The organism is Arthrobacter oryzae (assembly GCF_030812315.1).
Classification (GTDB): domain Bacteria; phylum Actinomycetota; class Actinomycetes; order Actinomycetales; family Micrococcaceae; genus Arthrobacter; species Arthrobacter oryzae_B.
The window spans coordinates 1-15,814 of sequence record NZ_JAUSSM010000019.1 but is presented as its reverse complement, the minus strand read 5'-3'; the positions used below and the strand labels follow the sequence as shown (position 1 = coordinate 15,814).

9 protein-coding genes are annotated in these 15,814 nt (G+C 64.5%); 7 read left to right on the top strand and 2 right to left on the bottom strand.

The annotated features are described in order from the left end of the window. The first annotated feature begins 19 nt into the window (after nucleotides 1-19). Nucleotides 20-1,006: a 23S rRNA (guanosine(2251)-2'-O)-methyltransferase RlmB gene (gene rlmB, locus J2S97_RS22400; RefSeq protein WP_307052139.1), complete on the top strand. Its 987-nt coding sequence runs from the start codon at nucleotides 20-22 to the stop codon at nucleotides 1,004-1,006. A gap of 135 nt (nucleotides 1,007-1,141) precedes the next feature. Here the strand turns inward: rlmB and J2S97_RS22395 are convergent, their stop codons facing one another. Further along, a complete protein-coding gene (locus tag J2S97_RS22395; RefSeq protein ID WP_307052138.1) occupies nucleotides 1,142-1,987 on the bottom strand; it encodes a carbon-nitrogen hydrolase family protein in 846 nt (281 codons plus the stop codon). Nucleotides 1,988-2,103: 116 nt separating this feature from the next. Here J2S97_RS22395 and glgX point away from each other — a divergent pair, with 116 nt between their 5' ends. The 3 genes from glgX to J2S97_RS22380 are packed head-to-tail and all read left to right on the top strand — an operon-like array spanning nucleotide 2,104 to nucleotide 5,108. After that, entirely contained in the window at nucleotides 2,104-4,218 is a 2,115-nt protein-coding gene (gene glgX / locus J2S97_RS22390; protein WP_307052137.1) for a glycogen debranching protein GlgX, read from the top strand. Nucleotides 4,219-4,239: 21 nt separating this feature from the next. Beyond that, nucleotides 4,240-4,743, top strand: coding sequence for a ribonuclease domain-containing protein (locus tag J2S97_RS22385; protein WP_307052136.1), 504 nt, complete (start codon nucleotides 4,240-4,242; stop codon nucleotides 4,741-4,743). 8 nt (nucleotides 4,744-4,751) lie between these two features. Beyond that, nucleotides 4,752-5,108: a barstar family protein gene (locus J2S97_RS22380; protein WP_307052135.1), complete on the top strand. Its 357-nt coding sequence runs from the start codon at nucleotides 4,752-4,754 to the stop codon at nucleotides 5,106-5,108. Nucleotides 5,109-5,201: 93 nt separating this feature from the next. Here J2S97_RS22380 and glgP read toward each other — a convergent pair whose 3' ends face one another. Beyond that, nucleotides 5,202-7,820, bottom strand: coding sequence for an alpha-glucan family phosphorylase (gene glgP, locus J2S97_RS22375; RefSeq protein WP_307052134.1), 2,619 nt, complete (start codon nucleotides 7,818-7,820; stop codon nucleotides 5,202-5,204). 131 nt (nucleotides 7,821-7,951) lie between these two features. Between glgP and J2S97_RS22370 the strand changes: the two genes are divergently transcribed. From J2S97_RS22370 to J2S97_RS22360, 3 genes are read left to right on the top strand one after another with little or no spacing between them, the layout of a single operon-like run. Next, nucleotides 7,952-10,033, top strand: coding sequence for an alpha-1,4-glucan--maltose-1-phosphate maltosyltransferase (locus J2S97_RS22370; RefSeq protein ID WP_307052133.1), 2,082 nt, complete (start codon nucleotides 7,952-7,954; stop codon nucleotides 10,031-10,033). Then, nucleotides 10,030-11,826, top strand: coding sequence for a maltose alpha-D-glucosyltransferase (treS, locus tag J2S97_RS22365; protein ID WP_307052132.1), 1,797 nt, complete (start codon nucleotides 10,030-10,032; stop codon nucleotides 11,824-11,826). The genes J2S97_RS22370 and treS overlap by 4 nt, the downstream gene beginning before the upstream one ends. A gap of 1 nt (nucleotide 11,827) precedes the next feature. Beyond that, a complete protein-coding gene (locus J2S97_RS22360) occupies nucleotides 11,828-15,517 on the top strand; it encodes a 1,4-alpha-glucan branching enzyme (protein ID WP_307052131.1) in 3,690 nt (1,229 codons plus the stop codon). Nucleotides 15,518-15,814: the final 297 nt, after the last annotated feature.

Below are 15,814 nucleotides of genomic sequence, written 5' to 3'. Positions count from 1 at the left end.
CAAAGCAAGGGTGAAACTCATGGCCAACAACGGTCGCCGGTCGGTCAAAGCGAAGAAGGGCCCCACCATCGGAACGGGTGGCCACGGCCGCAAGGCCCTCGAAGGCAAGGGGCCTACTCCCAAGGCGGAGGACCGCCCGTACCACAAGGCCCATAAGAACAAGCAGCTCGCCGAACGGTCTGCTGCCAAGCGTCCGGGCGCGGCTCGCGGCACGGGTGCCCGCTCAGGTCCGAAGGGCCGGGCCACGGAGGAAGTCGTCACTGGACGCAACTCCGTCGTTGAAGCGCTGCGCGCCGGCATCCCGGCCAAGGCCCTCCACGTCGCCATCCGCATTGAAATGGATGACCGCGTCAAGGAGTCCCTCAAGCTGGCGGCCGAACGCGGCATTCCGTTGATGGAAACGGGCAAGCCCGAGCTGGACCGGATGACGGACGACGCCATCCACCAGGGGCTCGTGCTGCAGATTCCGCCCTACGAGTATCAGGACGCGTACGAGCTGGCCGAAGAAACCTTGGCGAGCTGGAAGCGGGGCCACGTGGCCAACGCGCCGCTGTTCGTCGCCTTGGACGGCATCACCGACCCCCGCAACCTGGGCGCGATCATCCGCTCTGTGTCGGCCTTCAGCGGCCACGGCGTTATCGTGCCGGAGCGGCGCTCCGTCGGCGTCACGGCTTCGGCCTGGAAGACCAGTGCCGGAGCAGCAGTCCGCGTTCCGGTGGCACGCGCCGCCAACCTGAACAACACCCTGAAGGCGTTCAAGAACATGGGCATCTACGTGCTCGGCCTGGACGGCGACGGCGACGTTTCGCTGCCGGACCTCAGCCTCGCCAAGGAACCCGTGTGCATCGTGGTCGGCTCCGAAGGCAAGGGCCTGAGCCGGTTGGTCCGCGAGAACTGCGACCAGATCGTCTCCATCCCGATCGACTCCGCGATGGAATCGCTCAACGCCTCCATGGCCGTCGGCATCTCCCTGTACGAAGTCTCCAGGCAGCGCGCCGCGAAGTAGGCCCCAGGCACGCTCTCTCACTTCCTGCCGCTTAATCTGTGACGCTCTCTCAGTTCCTGCGGGTCAAACAGCAACGCTCTCTCACAGTGTGAGCGAGCGTTGCTGTTTTTGTGGCGAAATCTGAGAGAGCGTCTATTAGCGGAAGTCGTGGCGGTTGGCCAGGACCGGGAGTTTCGTTCGGGCTTCCTTGACGACGGCGGGGTCCAGGTCAGCGAACAGCAGTCCGGTGCCGCCGTCGAGCTCTTCGATGACCTCACCAAGTGGAGAAACGACGGCGGAGTGCCCCACGCCGGTGGGTGCCGATCCCTTGGCTTCGATGCCCTGGGTTACCGGATCGCCCTGGCCGCAGGCCAGAACGTACGTGGTGGTGTCCACGGCACGGGCACGGGCCAGCAGCCGCCACTGGTCCACTTTTCCCGGTCCTGATCCCCAGGAGGCACAAACGATGTTTACTTCGGCGCCAAGGTCGGCGTTGGCCGTGAACAGCGCAGGAAAGCGGACGTCGTAGCACGTGGCCAGGCCAAAGCTGATGCCGCCGAGCTCGAAGGTGACCGGTCCTGTCCCGGCTTCCACGGTGTCTGATTCGGCGAAGCCAAAAGCGTCGAACAGGTGGATCTTGTCGTAGCTCGCCTCCACACCCGGTCCGGTGACAAGCAGCGTATTGCGCACCTTCGTGACAGCATTACTGTCCTCCCTGCCGGCTTGCCCGGAGCCGGCAGGACCGGACTGGCCCGGCGTAAACATGCCCGCCACGATCGCGATGTCCAGCTCCGCTGCGATTTCCCGCACGCGGGTAGCCCAGGGTCCGTCGAGCGGCTCGGCAATATCGAGAAGCGAATTTCCGAACGCGCGCATGGTCGCTTCAGGGAAGACAACCAATTCCGCGCCGCCTTTTTTCGCTTGGCGGGCGAGATTTTCCACCAGATCCAGATTCCCGGAAATCTCCCGGCCCGTAACTACTTGAGCAAGTGCAACTCGCACAATTACCTCCAACTTGGCGTGTTCTTCCAGTATGCAACGCTGAACAACGCCAGCCCATTTCCCGACACATTGCGGAAGATACCGGGCATTTGTGTGGCACAGCTAATATTTAAGCAATGGTCATGCCACTCCTAGACACAGCCTCCACCGTGGACGCCTCCCGGCCGTTTCCACTGGGTATCAGCGTTCCGCGCACGGGCTCTCCGGCAACGGACGATCCTCAGAGTGCCTGCGCCAATGTCGCGGTCTACGCACCCGGCGTGGCCACGCTTGAAATCGCCTACTGTGCGCCCGGCGGAACGTGGCAGCTGAAAACCCTGCCGAACGTCACCAATGACGTCCACCACGGTATCGTGGACGGCTTCCCCGCGGGGTCGAGGTACGGGTTCCGATCCTCTTCCGAAGATGACGCCCTTCCGGTATCAGTGCCCACCGTGGCTTTTGATTCCGACGGAGATCAGCCACTGCTGCTGGACCCTTACGGCCGGGCCGTGGATGAGCGCGAAGGGTTCCTTTCCAACGTGCGGATGTCCGGCAGCTTCGACTGGCGCGACGACCGCAATCCGCACATTCCGTGGCGGAACACGATCATCTACGAGGCACACGTCCGCGGCCAGAGCATGCTGCACCCGGACATCCCCGAGAATCTCCGGGGCACCTACGCAGGCATGGCGCACCCGGCCATGATTGAGCACCTCACGGGCCTGGGCATCACCTCGGTCCAGCTCCTGCCCGTCCATTTCCATCTTGATGAGCCGCATCTCCAAAACCTGGGCATGACCAACTATTGGGGCTACAACACGGCGGCGTTCTTTGCCCCGCACCCGGCGTATGCCACCCGGGCCGCGCAGGAGGCCGGACCGCAGGCGGTACAGGACGAGTTCAAAGGCATGGTCAAGCTGTTGCACGCAGCGGGCCTGGAAGTCATCCTCGATGTGGTTTACAACCACACAGCCGAAGGCGGACCCGACGGGCAGACGCTCAGCTTCCGCGGGCTGGGCGAGATGCAGTATTACCGAAACGACGGCAACGGCCGGTACGTGGACACCACCGGGTGCGGCAACAGCCTCAACTTCGGCCACCCCCGCGTGGTCCAGTTGGTCCTCGACTCGCTAAGGTACTGGGTGGACGAGTTCCACATCGACGGCTTCCGGTTCGACCTGGCGGTTACCCTCTGCCGGAACGCCGCGAACGACTTCGATCCGCACCACCCGTTCCTCGTGGCCATAGCCGCGGATCCGGTGCTGTCCTCCGTCAAGCTGATTGCCGAGCCATGGGACGTGGGCTACGGCGGCTGGCAGACCGGACGCTTCCCGCCCGGGTGGGTTGACTGGAACGACCACTATCGTGACGCGTTGCGCTCCTTCTGGGTCGCCGACCGTGCCGCCATCGACGCCGGCGGCCAGGGTGGTTCCGTGGCCCGCCTCGCAGACTCCATTTCCGGCTCCGCGGGCCTTTTCGCGGAATCGGGACGTTCCCGGATGGCGTCGCTCAACTTCTTCACGGCGCACGACGGGTTCACACTGGCCGATCTTGTGTCCTACGACCGCAAGCACAACGAGGCCAACGGTGAGCAGAACCGCGACGGCCACGGAGACAACCGCAGTTACAACCACGGCTTTGAAGGCCGGACCGAAGACGAGGAGATCCTGGCAAGCCGGGCTCAGACCAGCCGCAACCTGATGGCCACGCTGATGGTGTCCATGGGGATCCCCATGATCACCGCGGGCGATGAGATCGGACGCACGCAGCAGGGCAACAACAATGCCTACTGCCAGGACAACCAGATCACGTGGCTGGACTGGACCAGCACGCCGGAATCCCACGCCATGCTTCGCAGCACGAAGCGGGTCATCCGGCTCCGCAAGGAGTTCCTGGCGAGCCAGCCGCACGATTATCCCTCCCGGGACAAGCAGGCCTATCTGCACTGGTTCGACGAGCACGGAAACCCCATGTCCATGGACCGCTGGAATGATCCGCAGCACCGGGTTGTCCAGCTCCTGCTGGGTTCCGACGACGGCCAGGTGGACGGACTCGTGGTGGTGAACGGCAGCGCCAACGACATCAAGATCACCCTGCCCGACATCAGCAACGACGAAGGCACGGGAAGGCGGCTCTTTGAACTCCGGCTGACCACGTCTGAACTCCACGAAAGCCGCCAAGGCGTGCGGGTCGCCGCCGGCGAGCGCGACGTCGTCCAGTCCAACACCATCAGCATCTACCGCACCTAGGACTCGGCAGATGGGGAATCCATGAGGGGGATCGCGAGGCTCCTGACCTTGGCCGCGGTCCTGATATTGGTCGTGGGCCTGGGCATGGTGCTGTCCACCACGCAGGAGAACCCGGCCGGACCGGCCGTTTCGGCGAGCCCGACGGCGGGCGGCACGTCCGCTATCGGGACCGGCTCCGCCAGTCCCGGCTCCGCAAAAACTGCCACGGTTCCGGCTGTCCCCGAGGTGGCGAACACTTCAGGCCTGGAGGCGGTTGCTGCCTCAAGCCTTCCACCGGAGGCACGGGAGACCTTGGCCCTCATCGCCCGCGGCGGGCCCTACCCGTATTCGCGTGACGGCGCCGTCTTCAGCAACTTCGAGCGCCTGCTGCCGAGGAAACCCGGCGGCTACTACAAGGAATTCACCGTCAGGACCCCCGGGGAATCGGACCGTGGCGCCCGCCGGATAGTAGCGGGAGAGACCGGCGAAAAGTACTACACGCCGGACCACTACGAATCGTTTCTGTTTATCGTCGAAAGCAAGTAAGGGCACGAATGAAGATCTACTCCGCTGACACCTGGACCATCGATGAGCTGCGCGAGCAGGCGTCCGACGCCGGCCGCCGGGTCCTGGTGATCCCCGCCGCCGACACAAAAAAGGCGGTGCTCCACACGTTCGGGGAAGTACTGGATTTCCCTGAACACTACGGCGTGAACCTCGATGCCCTCAATGACTCGCTGCACGACTTCGCGGATACGGTCACGGACGACGGCAAGGAACCCCTCACATTCATCTGGCAGGTCCCGGCGGTGTTCCGCTCGGACCGCTCGTTCGGGATCATCTGCGAGATCCTCCAGGACGCGGAGAGCTACGCCGGCAAGAGCCTGTCCGTGATCACAGTCTGCCTCTAACCGGACGCTCCCGCAGTTCTCGCCGTTAAGCCGGCAACGCTCCCTCAGTGAGGGAGCGTTGCCGGCTGGTGCCCTGAAGCAAAGCCAGGACGCTTAGGCGTTGACGATGAGCCCCAGCTCAGCCCGCGAAGCGAGAGCCGAGTGCTTGGGCAGCACCCGCACGGTGTAGCCGAAGGACCCGGACCGGTCGATCAGCAGCGAGCCGCTGAACAGGAAACGTCCCTTGCCGAGGTCTTCCTTGGGCACCAGGTCCGCCACCGTCACATCGGCCAGTTCGTCGCTTTCCTCTGCGCGGCCGAATGCAACTTCCACGGCGACATCGTCCGGGTCGAGATCGTGCAGGGCGATGTAGGCGTTCACCTGGAGGGTGTCGCCGATCTGCGGGTCCTCGGAGACGCCAACCGAATCGACGTGTTCCACCTGGATCTGGGGCCACGAAGCGCGGATCCGCGACGTCCACGCTGCGAGTGCAATGGCCTGGGAGAAGGAATCCGCGACCGCCCGGCGCCCCGCAATCGCGGCGGGACGGTAGAGGATGTTCACGTAGTCCTGGAGCATCCGCTCAGCGGAGACGGCCGGGCCAAGGTGCGCCATGGTGTGCTTGATCATGGACACCCAGTGGGTGGGGACCTTCTGCGTTCCGGATTCCGAAGGCCCTGCGGCTCCGGCAGCGTCGGAAACGGTGAGCCCGTAGAAGCGGGGCGCCACCTGTGTTTCCAGCAGTTCGTAGAGGGCAGCGGCTTCGATGTCGTCGCGTTCCTCGGGCGAGGCGTTGTTGTTGGCGGTGGGGATCGCCCAGCCGTTTTCGCCGTCGTACATTTCATCCCACCAGCCGTCCAGCACCGACAGGTTCAATGAACCGTTGATGGCCGCCTTCATGCCGGACGTGCCGCAGGCCTCCAGCGGGCGCAACGGATTGTTCAGCCACACGTCGCAGCCGGGGAAGAGCGTGCGCGCCATGGCGATGTCGTAGTTGGGCAGGAACGCGATCCGGTGGCGCACTTCGGGATCGTCGGTGAACCGGACCAGGTCCTGGATCATCTTCTTGCCGGCATCATCCGCCGGGTGCGATTTGCCCGCGATGACCAGCTGGATGGGGTGGGTCTCGTGCAGCAGCAGGGCCTTGAGCCGGGCGGGCTCGCGGAGCATCAGGGTAAGCCGCTTGTACGTCGGTACCCGTCGGGCAAAACCGATGGTGAGGACATCCGGGTCCAGCACCGAATCAGTCCAGCCGAGCTCGGCATCGGCAGCTCCGCGTTTCTTCCACGCTGCGCGAAGGCGCTTGCGGACGTCCTCCACGAGCGAGACGCGCATCTCGCGACGGAGTGCCCAGACGTCCTCGTCACTGACGTTGTAGGCGAGGTCCCAGCGGCCCATGGCTTCCGCCTCGGCACCGAACTGGTCACGGGCCAGCTTGGAGACACGGCTGTCCACCCACGTTGGGACGTGCACGCCGTTGGTCACCGAGGTGATGGGAACTTCCGAGTGGTCGAAGCCCGGCCACAGGGCCGAGAACATTCCGCGGGACACCACACCGTGGAGCTTGGCCACGCCGTTGGCGCGCTGTGCCAGCCGCAGCCCCATGACGGCCATGTTGAAGACCGAGGGATTGCCGTCCGCGAAGTTTTCCCGGCCCAGGTCCAGGATTTTGGACACCGGCACGTCCGGAGCCAGACCGCCCTCGAAGAAGTGCTGGATCTGCGAGACCTCGAAACGGTCGATGCCGGCCGGTACCGGAGTGTGCGTCGTGAACACGGTGGAGGCACGCCCCGCCGCCAGTGCTTCTTCCCAGCTCAGCGGACGCTCGGCAGACATGAGCTCCTGGATGCGTTCGATGCCTAGGAAACCGGCGTGGCCCTCGTTGGTGTGGAAGACCTCCGGCGCTGCGCATCCGGTGAGGCGCTGGTAGACGCGCAGCGCCTTCACACCGCCCATCCCCAGCAGGAGTTCCTGCTGCAGCCGGTGGTCGCCACCGCCGCCGTACAGGCGGTCTGTGATGCCGCGGGCGGCGTCGTCGTTGCCCGGAACGTTCGAGTCGAGCAGCAGCAGGGGGACACGCCCGACGTCGGCACGCCAGATGTGCGCCAGCAGCCGGCGCCCGTGGGGGAGCGGCAGCGAGATCTGGATGGGCTTGCCGTTGCCGTCGGGGGAGTCCTCGCGGAGGAGTGTCAGCGGGAGCCCGTCCGGGTCAAGGACCGGGTACGTTTCCTGCTGCCAGGCATCCCGGGAGAGGGACTGTTTGAAATAGCCGGCCTGATAAAGCAGGCCGACGCCGATGAGCGGCACGCCGAGGTCCGATGCGGCTTTTAGGTGGTCGCCTGCCAGAATTCCCAGGCCGCCGGAATACTGTGGCAAAACTTCGGTGATTCCGAATTCCGGTGAGAAGTAGGCGATGCAGGACGGAGCGTCGTCGCCCAGGCCCTGGTACCAGCGCGGCTGGTCGAGGTACCGGTCCAGATCTTCGGCGGCGGCCTGGACGCGGCGGACAACGTCCTGGTCCGCTGCGAGGCGCTGTAGCTCTTCCCTGCTCACGAGGCCTAGGAAGCTGACCGGATCGTGGGCGCTTTCGTCCCAAATGGCGGGGTTGAGTCCCTCGAAAAGCTCGCGGGTTGGCCGGTGCCACGACCACCGCAGGTTAGTGGCCAACCGGGCCAGCGGCCGGATGGATTCCGGTAGGACGGTTCGGACGGTAAATCTGCGGATAGCCTTCACCTGCGTCACACTAACCGACAACATGGGCCGCAGGAACAGGTTTTGGTTTCTTTTAGGTAAATGACGGATTGCTCCAAGAAAAACGCAAGTCCCCTTAGCAAAATGGGGGATTTCTAGATAACGTCGAGTTCGTGACGACTAATACGCGAACCAGTGCCGGATCCAGCAAAAAGCCTAAGGCCCTGATCACGGAAGGCCTGCGTTTTGGCCGATTCCCGATCACTGCCGTGCAGCCAGTGGTGGACGGAGGTATGGTTCCCGCCAAGGCGCTGCCCGGTGAAGGGCTTGTAGTCGGCGCCACAGCATTCCGCGAAGGACACGACCAGCTCGGAGTCAGCGCGGTGCTGTTTGATCCCAAGGGCAAGGAACGCCAGCGCGTCCGGCTGGCGCCGCCACGCGGCGACCGCGGAAAAGGCACCGACCGGTGGGAAGGCATCATCACTCCCACCGGCACCGGCAACTGGTCGTTCGCCATTGAAGCGTGGCATGACCGGTACGGGACCTGGCACCACAACGCCGAGGTCAAGGTCGAAGCAGGCATCGACGTCGAACTGATGCTGGCCGAGGGCGCTGCGCTGCTCTCCGAAGCCTCCGAAGATTCGGCCCGCCCTTCCTCCGACCGGCGGACGCTCCGGACCGCCGTCGTGGTCCTGTCTGATACGTCGCTGTCCCCGGAGGAGCGGCTCGCTGCCGGGTTCGGCCCTGAGGTGACTGACGTCGTCGAGCGCCAGCCCATCCGTGAACACGTCACCGTCTCGGAGCGTTTCCCCCTGCTCGTGGAACGCGATCTGGCCGGCCGCGGTGCCTGGTATGAATTCTTTCCCCGTTCCGAAGGGGCCGTTCGCAACCACACAACGGGCGAATGGCAGTCGGGAACGTTCCGGACCGCCGCCCAGCGGCTCGACGCCGTCGCGGGTATGGGCTTTGACGTCATCTACATGCCGCCGATCCACCCGATTGGTATCCAGCACCGCAAGGGCCCGAACAACACCCTGATCGCCGGCCCCCACGATCCAGGTTCACCGTGGGCCATCGGAGCCAAGGAAGGCGGACACGACGCCATCCACCCGGACCTGGGCACCTTCGAGGACTTCGACGCCTTCGTGGCCCGTGCCCGGGAACTCGGCCTCGAGGTGGCACTTGACCTGGCCCTGCAGGCGGCGCCGGACCACCCCTGGGTGGAGTCGCACCCGGAATGGTTCACCACCCGGGTGGACGGCAGCATCGCCTATGCCGAAAACCCGCCGAAGAAGTACCAGGACATCTTCCCGCTGAACTTCGACAACGATCCCGAGGGGCTGTCCAAGGAGATCTTCCGGATCGTGCTCCTCTGGGTGAGCCACGGCGTGAAGATCTTCCGCGTGGACAACCCGCACACCAAGCCGGTCTGGTTCTGGGAGTGGCTCATCGCCAAGGTCAACAAGAAGCACCCCGAGGTGGTCTTCCTGGCGGAGGCCTTTACCCGCCCTGCCATGATGCACGCGCTGGGGCGGGCGGGCTTCCAGCAGTCCTACACGTACTTCACCTGGCGGAACACCAAGACCGAACTTGAGGAGTACTTCACCGAGGTCAGCCATAAGTCACCGGCATACTTCCGCCCGAACTTCTTCGTGAACACCCCGGACATCCTCACTGAGTACCTGCAGTTCGGCGGGCCGGCCGCGTTCAAGATCCGTGCCGCGCTCGCAGCGACGGCGAGCCCGTTGTGGGGCGTCTACGCAGGGTACGAGCTCTACGAGCATGTGGCCCGGCCCGGCGCCGAGGAGTACATCGACAACGAGAAGTTCGAGTACAAGGCGAGGGACTGGGACGCGGCGGCGGAATCGGGCCGTACCCTTGCCCCGTACCTGACCAGGCTCAACGAAATCCGCCATGCGCACCCCGCGCTGGGGGACCTGCAGAACCTGACGCTGCACCACAGCACGGACGATGCCACCATCGTGTACTCGAAGCACAAGACGCTTCCGGACGGGACCAAGGACACGCTGATCATCGTGGTGAACGTCGATCCGCACAGCACCCGGGAGAGCACCGTTTCCCTGGATCTCGCGGCACTTGAACTCGACTCCGAGGACCTCACGCACAACGGCGGCTTCCAGGTGGATGATTTGCTTACCGGCGAAAGCTGGGAGTGGGGCGAATACAACTACGTGCGCCTGGACGCGCATCTGGAACCTGCCCACATCCTGCATATCCGGAGGTCGCATTCGTGAGTTTTAGTCCGCAGAACCCGAGCCATCACTTCACACCCAAAGGCACATTCGAACTCAACGCCCCCGGCCTCCAGCACGATCCCCTGTGGTACCGCAAGGCGGTGTTCTACGAAGTCCTGGTCCGCGGCTTTGCCGACGGTAACGGTGACGGCTCCGGTGACTTCCACGGCCTCATCGACAAGCTGGACTACCTGCAGTGGCTGGGCGTCGACTGCCTGTGGCTGCCGCCCTTCTTCCAGTCCCCGCTCCGTGACGGCGGCTACGACATCTCGGACTACAACTCCGTGCTCGACGAGTTCGGCACCATCAGCGACTTCAAGCGCCTGGTGGCCGAGGCCCATGCCCGTGGCGTCCGGGTGATCATCGACCTGCCGCTGAACCACACCTCGGACCAGCACCCCTGGTTCCAAGAGTCCCGCAAGGACCCGGACGGACCGTTCGGTGACTTCTACGTGTGGAGCGACACGGACGAGAAGTACCAGGATGCCCGCATCATCTTCGTGGACACCGAGGAATCCAACTGGACGTTCGACCCCATCCGGCGGCAGTTCTTCTGGCACCGGTTCTTCAGCCACCAGCCCGACCTGAACTTCGAGAATCCGAAGGTCATCGACGCCCTGTTCGACGTCGTGCGCTTCTGGCTGGACCAGGGCATCGACGGGTTCCGGGCCGACGCCATCCCTTACCTGTTCGAGGAGGAGGGCACCAACTGCGAGAACCTGCCCGCCACCCACGACTTCCTGCGCAAGCTGCGGAAAATGGTGGACGAGAACTACCCGGGCAGGGTCATCATCGCCGAGGCCAACCAGCCACCGGTTGAAGTGGTGGAGTACTTCGGGACCGAAGAGGAACCCGAATGCCACATGGCTTTCCACTTCCCCATCATGCCGCGGCTCTACTACGCGCTGCGGGACCAGAAGGCGGCGCCCATCATCGAGACGATGAAGGACACGCCGGATATTCCCGAGGGTGCGCAATGGGGTACGTTCCTGCGGAACCACGACGAGCTCACGCTGGAGATGGTCACGTCCGACGAACGCGCGGCCATGCTCGGCTGGTACGCTCCCGACCCCCGCATGCGGGCCAACATCGGCATCCGCCGCAGACTCGCACCGCTGCTGGACAACTCCCGGGCCGAGATAGAGCTCATCAACGCCCTGCTGCTTTCGCTGCCCGGCAGCCCCTTCCTGTACTACGGGGATGAAATCGGCATGGGCGACAACATCTGGCTTGAGGACCGCGATGCCGTCCGCACGCCGATGCAGTGGAACCCGGACCGCAACGCAGGTTTCTCCCATGCCGATCCGGGCAAGCTCTACCTGCCGGTCATCCAGTCGCTCGTTTACAACTACGGCATGGCCAACGTGGAAGCGGAGGCCGCGCATTCCGGATCATTGCTGCGGTGGACCCGGCAGATCCTCAGCGTCCGGAAAAACCACCCCGCTTTCGGGCTGGGGGGCTTCAAGCACGTCGAAGCGGACCACGACGTCGTCCTTGCCTACCTGCGGGAGATCCCGGTTGACAACGCTGCTGGGGAGGACGCCGAGTCCATCCTGTGTGCGTTCAATCTCTCCCAGCACCCGGTGGCCACCACGCTGCGGGTTCCGCAGTTTGCCGGCCGCGGCCTGCGGGACGTTTTCGGCGGCCAGCCGTTCCCGGCAATCGGCGACGACGGCCTGCTCACGCTGACGCTCGGCAGCCACGATTTCTTCTGGCTGCGCATCCGCTCGGCTGCCTCCAACCCGGCCTCGCCGTTCACCCAGGCCCTCCCGGTCCTGTCCATCGAAGGCTGACATGACCCAATCCACACTCAACCCATCCCTCGCCGAACTGCTCAGGGCCTGGCTTCCGCGCCAGCGCTGGTTCCCCGTCAAGACGGGAGAATTCACCTTGTCACCTGTCGGCGGCGTGCGCCTGGATGACAGCAGCGGCGAGGTGGGCCTTGAGGTGTTCCTGGCGGCAGTCACCTACCCCACGGCCGACGGCGGCAGCCGCACCGACGTTGTGCAGGTCCCACTGAGCTATCGGGTCGAACCCCTGCCCGGCAAGGAAGCTGCGCTGGTTGGTGAGGGAGGGGACCCCTCGCGGGGACGGCGCTGGATCTACGATGGCGTCCATGACCCCGTGTTTGTCTCGGCATGGCTGGAGCTGATGCGCAGCGGGGGCACCTCGCCGGCAGGAAACGCGGTGGGCCACCTGGTGCCCTCCGACTATCCGCTGCCTACGGCCACCGGTACGGTGAAGGTCCTCTCGAGTGAGCAGTCAAACAGTTCAGTGATAGTGGACGACGGCGGCTCTGCGGCCATTGTGAAATTCTTCCGCGTGCTGTCCGAAGGACGGAACCCCGAGGTGGAAATCGGCGCAGCCTTGACGCAGGCCAGGACATCGGAAGTGCCGGCGACCCTCGGCTGGGTCACGGGGGAGTGGGAAGCCCCTCTGAACGGCACCGAGGACAGTCCACGCACCGCTCAAGGTGAACTTGCCGTCGCCCATGAGTTCCTGGCCGGCGGCCGGGACGCGTGGCGGCTGGCCGTTGCCGCCGCCAGCTCCGGCACGGACTTCACATCCGAGGCCCATGCGCTCGGCGTTGCAACTGCAACAGTGCACCGGCGGCTGGCCGAGGCCCTGGGCCTGGCCGCGGAATCCGCCCCGGGTAAGGACATCGCCCCCGGAGTAGCCCAGCGCGTGCGGCAGTCCTGGGCGGAAGCGGCACCCGCCGTCGGGCAGTACGACGACGCCCTGGCGGGTCTGCTCAACCAGCTTGAAGGAAGCAACGCCGGTGCGCTGCAGCGGATCCATGGCGACCTCCACCTGGGGCAGATCCTGCAAGTGCCCGGGCGCCCGGGGGAGCCGGAACGCTGGGCCATCCTGGACTTTGAAGGCGAACCCCTGCGGCCCATCGCGGAACGCAACTTTCCTGACGTGCCGCTGCGCGACGTCGTCGGCATGCTGCGTTCCTTCGACTACGCCGCCGGTGCCGCCGAACGCGAGCAGGCCGGGTTCCATGTACCCGCATCCTGGGCTGACGACTGCGCCGACGCGTTCCTGGCGGGGTACGGCGAAATTACGCCCGGGACCATTGACCGCCGCTCGCCCTTGTTTGTGGCATTGTGGCTGGACAAGGCTTTGTATGAAGTTGTCTATGAGTTGCGGAACAGGCCCGGATGGCTGGACATTCCGGTAAATGCCTCACGACGTCTCCTCAGCAGTACAGGCTCCGGCGCTTCAGCCGCAGCCGCAGCGGAAGGTAACAAAATGACAGGCTCAGCACGTACAGACCGGCCCGGTGTGCCGCTTCAGGTGGACGCGGAGACGCTCTCACGAGTGGCGTCGGGCGAATACCACGCCCCGCACTCCATCCTGGGAGCGCACCTTGACGACCACGGCCACGTCAGCATCCGCACCGTCAAGCACCTGGCCTCGGCTGTGTCGGTAGTGACCGCGGCAGGCACCGCGCCCATGACTCACGAGGCCAACGGCGTCTGGGCAGTGGTGCTGGAACCCATCCAGCCGGGCCACGTCCCCGACTACCGGCTGGAAGTCACCTACGAGGGCCTGCCCCCGCAGGCAATGGACGATCCCTACCACTACCTCCCGACAATCGGGGAAGTGGACCTCCACCTGATCGGGGAAGGCCGCCACGAGAAGCTTTGGGAAGTGCTTGGCGCGCACGTCCAGCACTACAAATCCTCCCTGGGGGATGTCGACGGTGTCTCGTTCGCTGTGTGGGCGCCGAATGCACAGGCTGTCCGGGTCAAGGGTGACTTCAACGCCTGGGACGGCAGGGAGAACTCGATGCGCTCGCTGGGCTCTTCCGGCGTCTGGGAACTCTTCATCCCGGGTGTTTTAGCAGGGGCGTGCTACAAGTTCGAAATCAAGACAAAAGCCGGCCATTGGGTGGAAAAAGCCGATCCCCTGGCGTTCGGGACTGAGGTTCCGCCGCTCACGGCCTCCCGGGTCGTTGAGTCGGCCTATGCCTTCAAGGACGATGAATGGATGGCTGCCCGCGCCGAGCGGGACCCGCACAACTCGCCCATGAGCGTTTACGAGGTTCACCTGGGATCGTGGCGTCTCGGACTGGGCTACCGTGAACTCGCCAAGGAGCTGGTGGAGTACGTCAAGTGGCTTGGCTTCACCCACGTGGAGTTCATGCCGGTGGCAGAGCACCCCTTCGGCGGGTCCTGGGGCTACCAGGTAACCTCCTACTTCGCGCCCACGTCCCGGTTCGGCCACCCGGACGAGTTCAGGTTCCTCGTGGACGCGCTGCACCAGGAGGGCATCGGCGTCCTGCTTGACTGGGTGCCGGCGCACTTCCCCAAGGATGCCTGGGCCCTGGCCCAGTTCGACGGTGAGGCACTGTACGAGCACGCTGACCCGAACCTTGGTGAGCACCCGGACTGGGGCACGCTGATCTTCGACTTCGGCCGCACGGAAGTCCGCAACTTCCTGGTGTCCAACGCGCTCTACTGGCTGGACGAGTTCCACATCGACGGCCTTCGTGTGGATGCCGTGGCGTCGATGCTCTACCTCGACTACTCGCGTGAGGAAGGCCAGTGGCAGCCCAACAGGTACGGTGGCCGCGAGAACCTTGAAGCGATCTCCTTCCTGCAGGAAGCCAACGCCACGGTGTACAAGACCCACCCGGGCGCGGTGATGATCGCGGAGGAATCCACTGCCTTCCCCGGAGTGACCGCCCCGACCAGCGTCGGAGGCCTGGGCTTCGGCCTCAAATGGAACATGGGCTGGATGCACGACTCACTCAAGTACGCGTCGGAAGACCCGGTAAACCGCAAGTGGCACCACGGAACCGTCACCTTCTCGATGGTCTACGCGTTCACTGAGAACTTCCTCCTGCCCATCAGCCACGACGAAGTTGTGCACGGCAAGGGCTCCATGCTCCGGAAGATGCCCGGTGACCGCTGGCAGCAGCTGGCAAACCTCCGCGCCTTCCTGGCTTACCAGTGGGCCCACCCCGGCAAGCAGCTGATATTCATGGGAACTGAATTCGGCCAGGAAGCTGAATGGTCCGAACAGCATGGCCTGGACTGGTACCTGGCGGAAATTCCGGCGCACCGGGGTGTCCAGCTGCTCACCAAGGAACTGAACGAGCTCTACGCGTCGACTCCCGCGATGTACGAACGGGACAATGAACCGGGCGGCTTCCAGTGGATCAACGGTGGAGACGCTGATCACAATGTCCTGTCGTTCATCCGGTGGGATACCGATGGCAACCCGCTGGTGTGTGCAATCAACTTCTCCGGCGGCCCGCACCACGGCTACACCCTTGGTGTTCCGGTAACAGGCGCGTGGCAGGAAGTCCTCAACACCGACGACTCCGTATACGGCGGTTCAGGCGTCCTGAACAAGGGCGCCCTCACGGCTACGGACGAAGGGCAGAACGGCCAGCCGGCAACGCTGAGCGTTACGTTGCCTCCACTGGGCGCGGCCTTCTTCAAGCCGGCCAGCGCATCTGCTGGCGCATAACGGGCTAGCGCGCAAAGCCGCCAAAAGCCCGGGATACTAGTGATCCCGGGCTTTTGGCGCCCCTGGCAGAGGTCGCTTTGTATCCTCGCCGAAGTGGTGGTAGAGTTTATTTCCGCGCTGCTCCCCGGAGTTGGCCAGCAAAGACTCCACAGATTGCCGCAGGCAAAGTGAGTCGGGATGGCCGATTTGACTCGGGTGAAGCAAGCGGGTAAGTTTGGAAAGTTGCTCCGGAGCGATCCGCGACCGAGTTGTTGGTTGTGGTGGTGCCGGGTGTGTCTGTTGTTTGAGAACTCAATA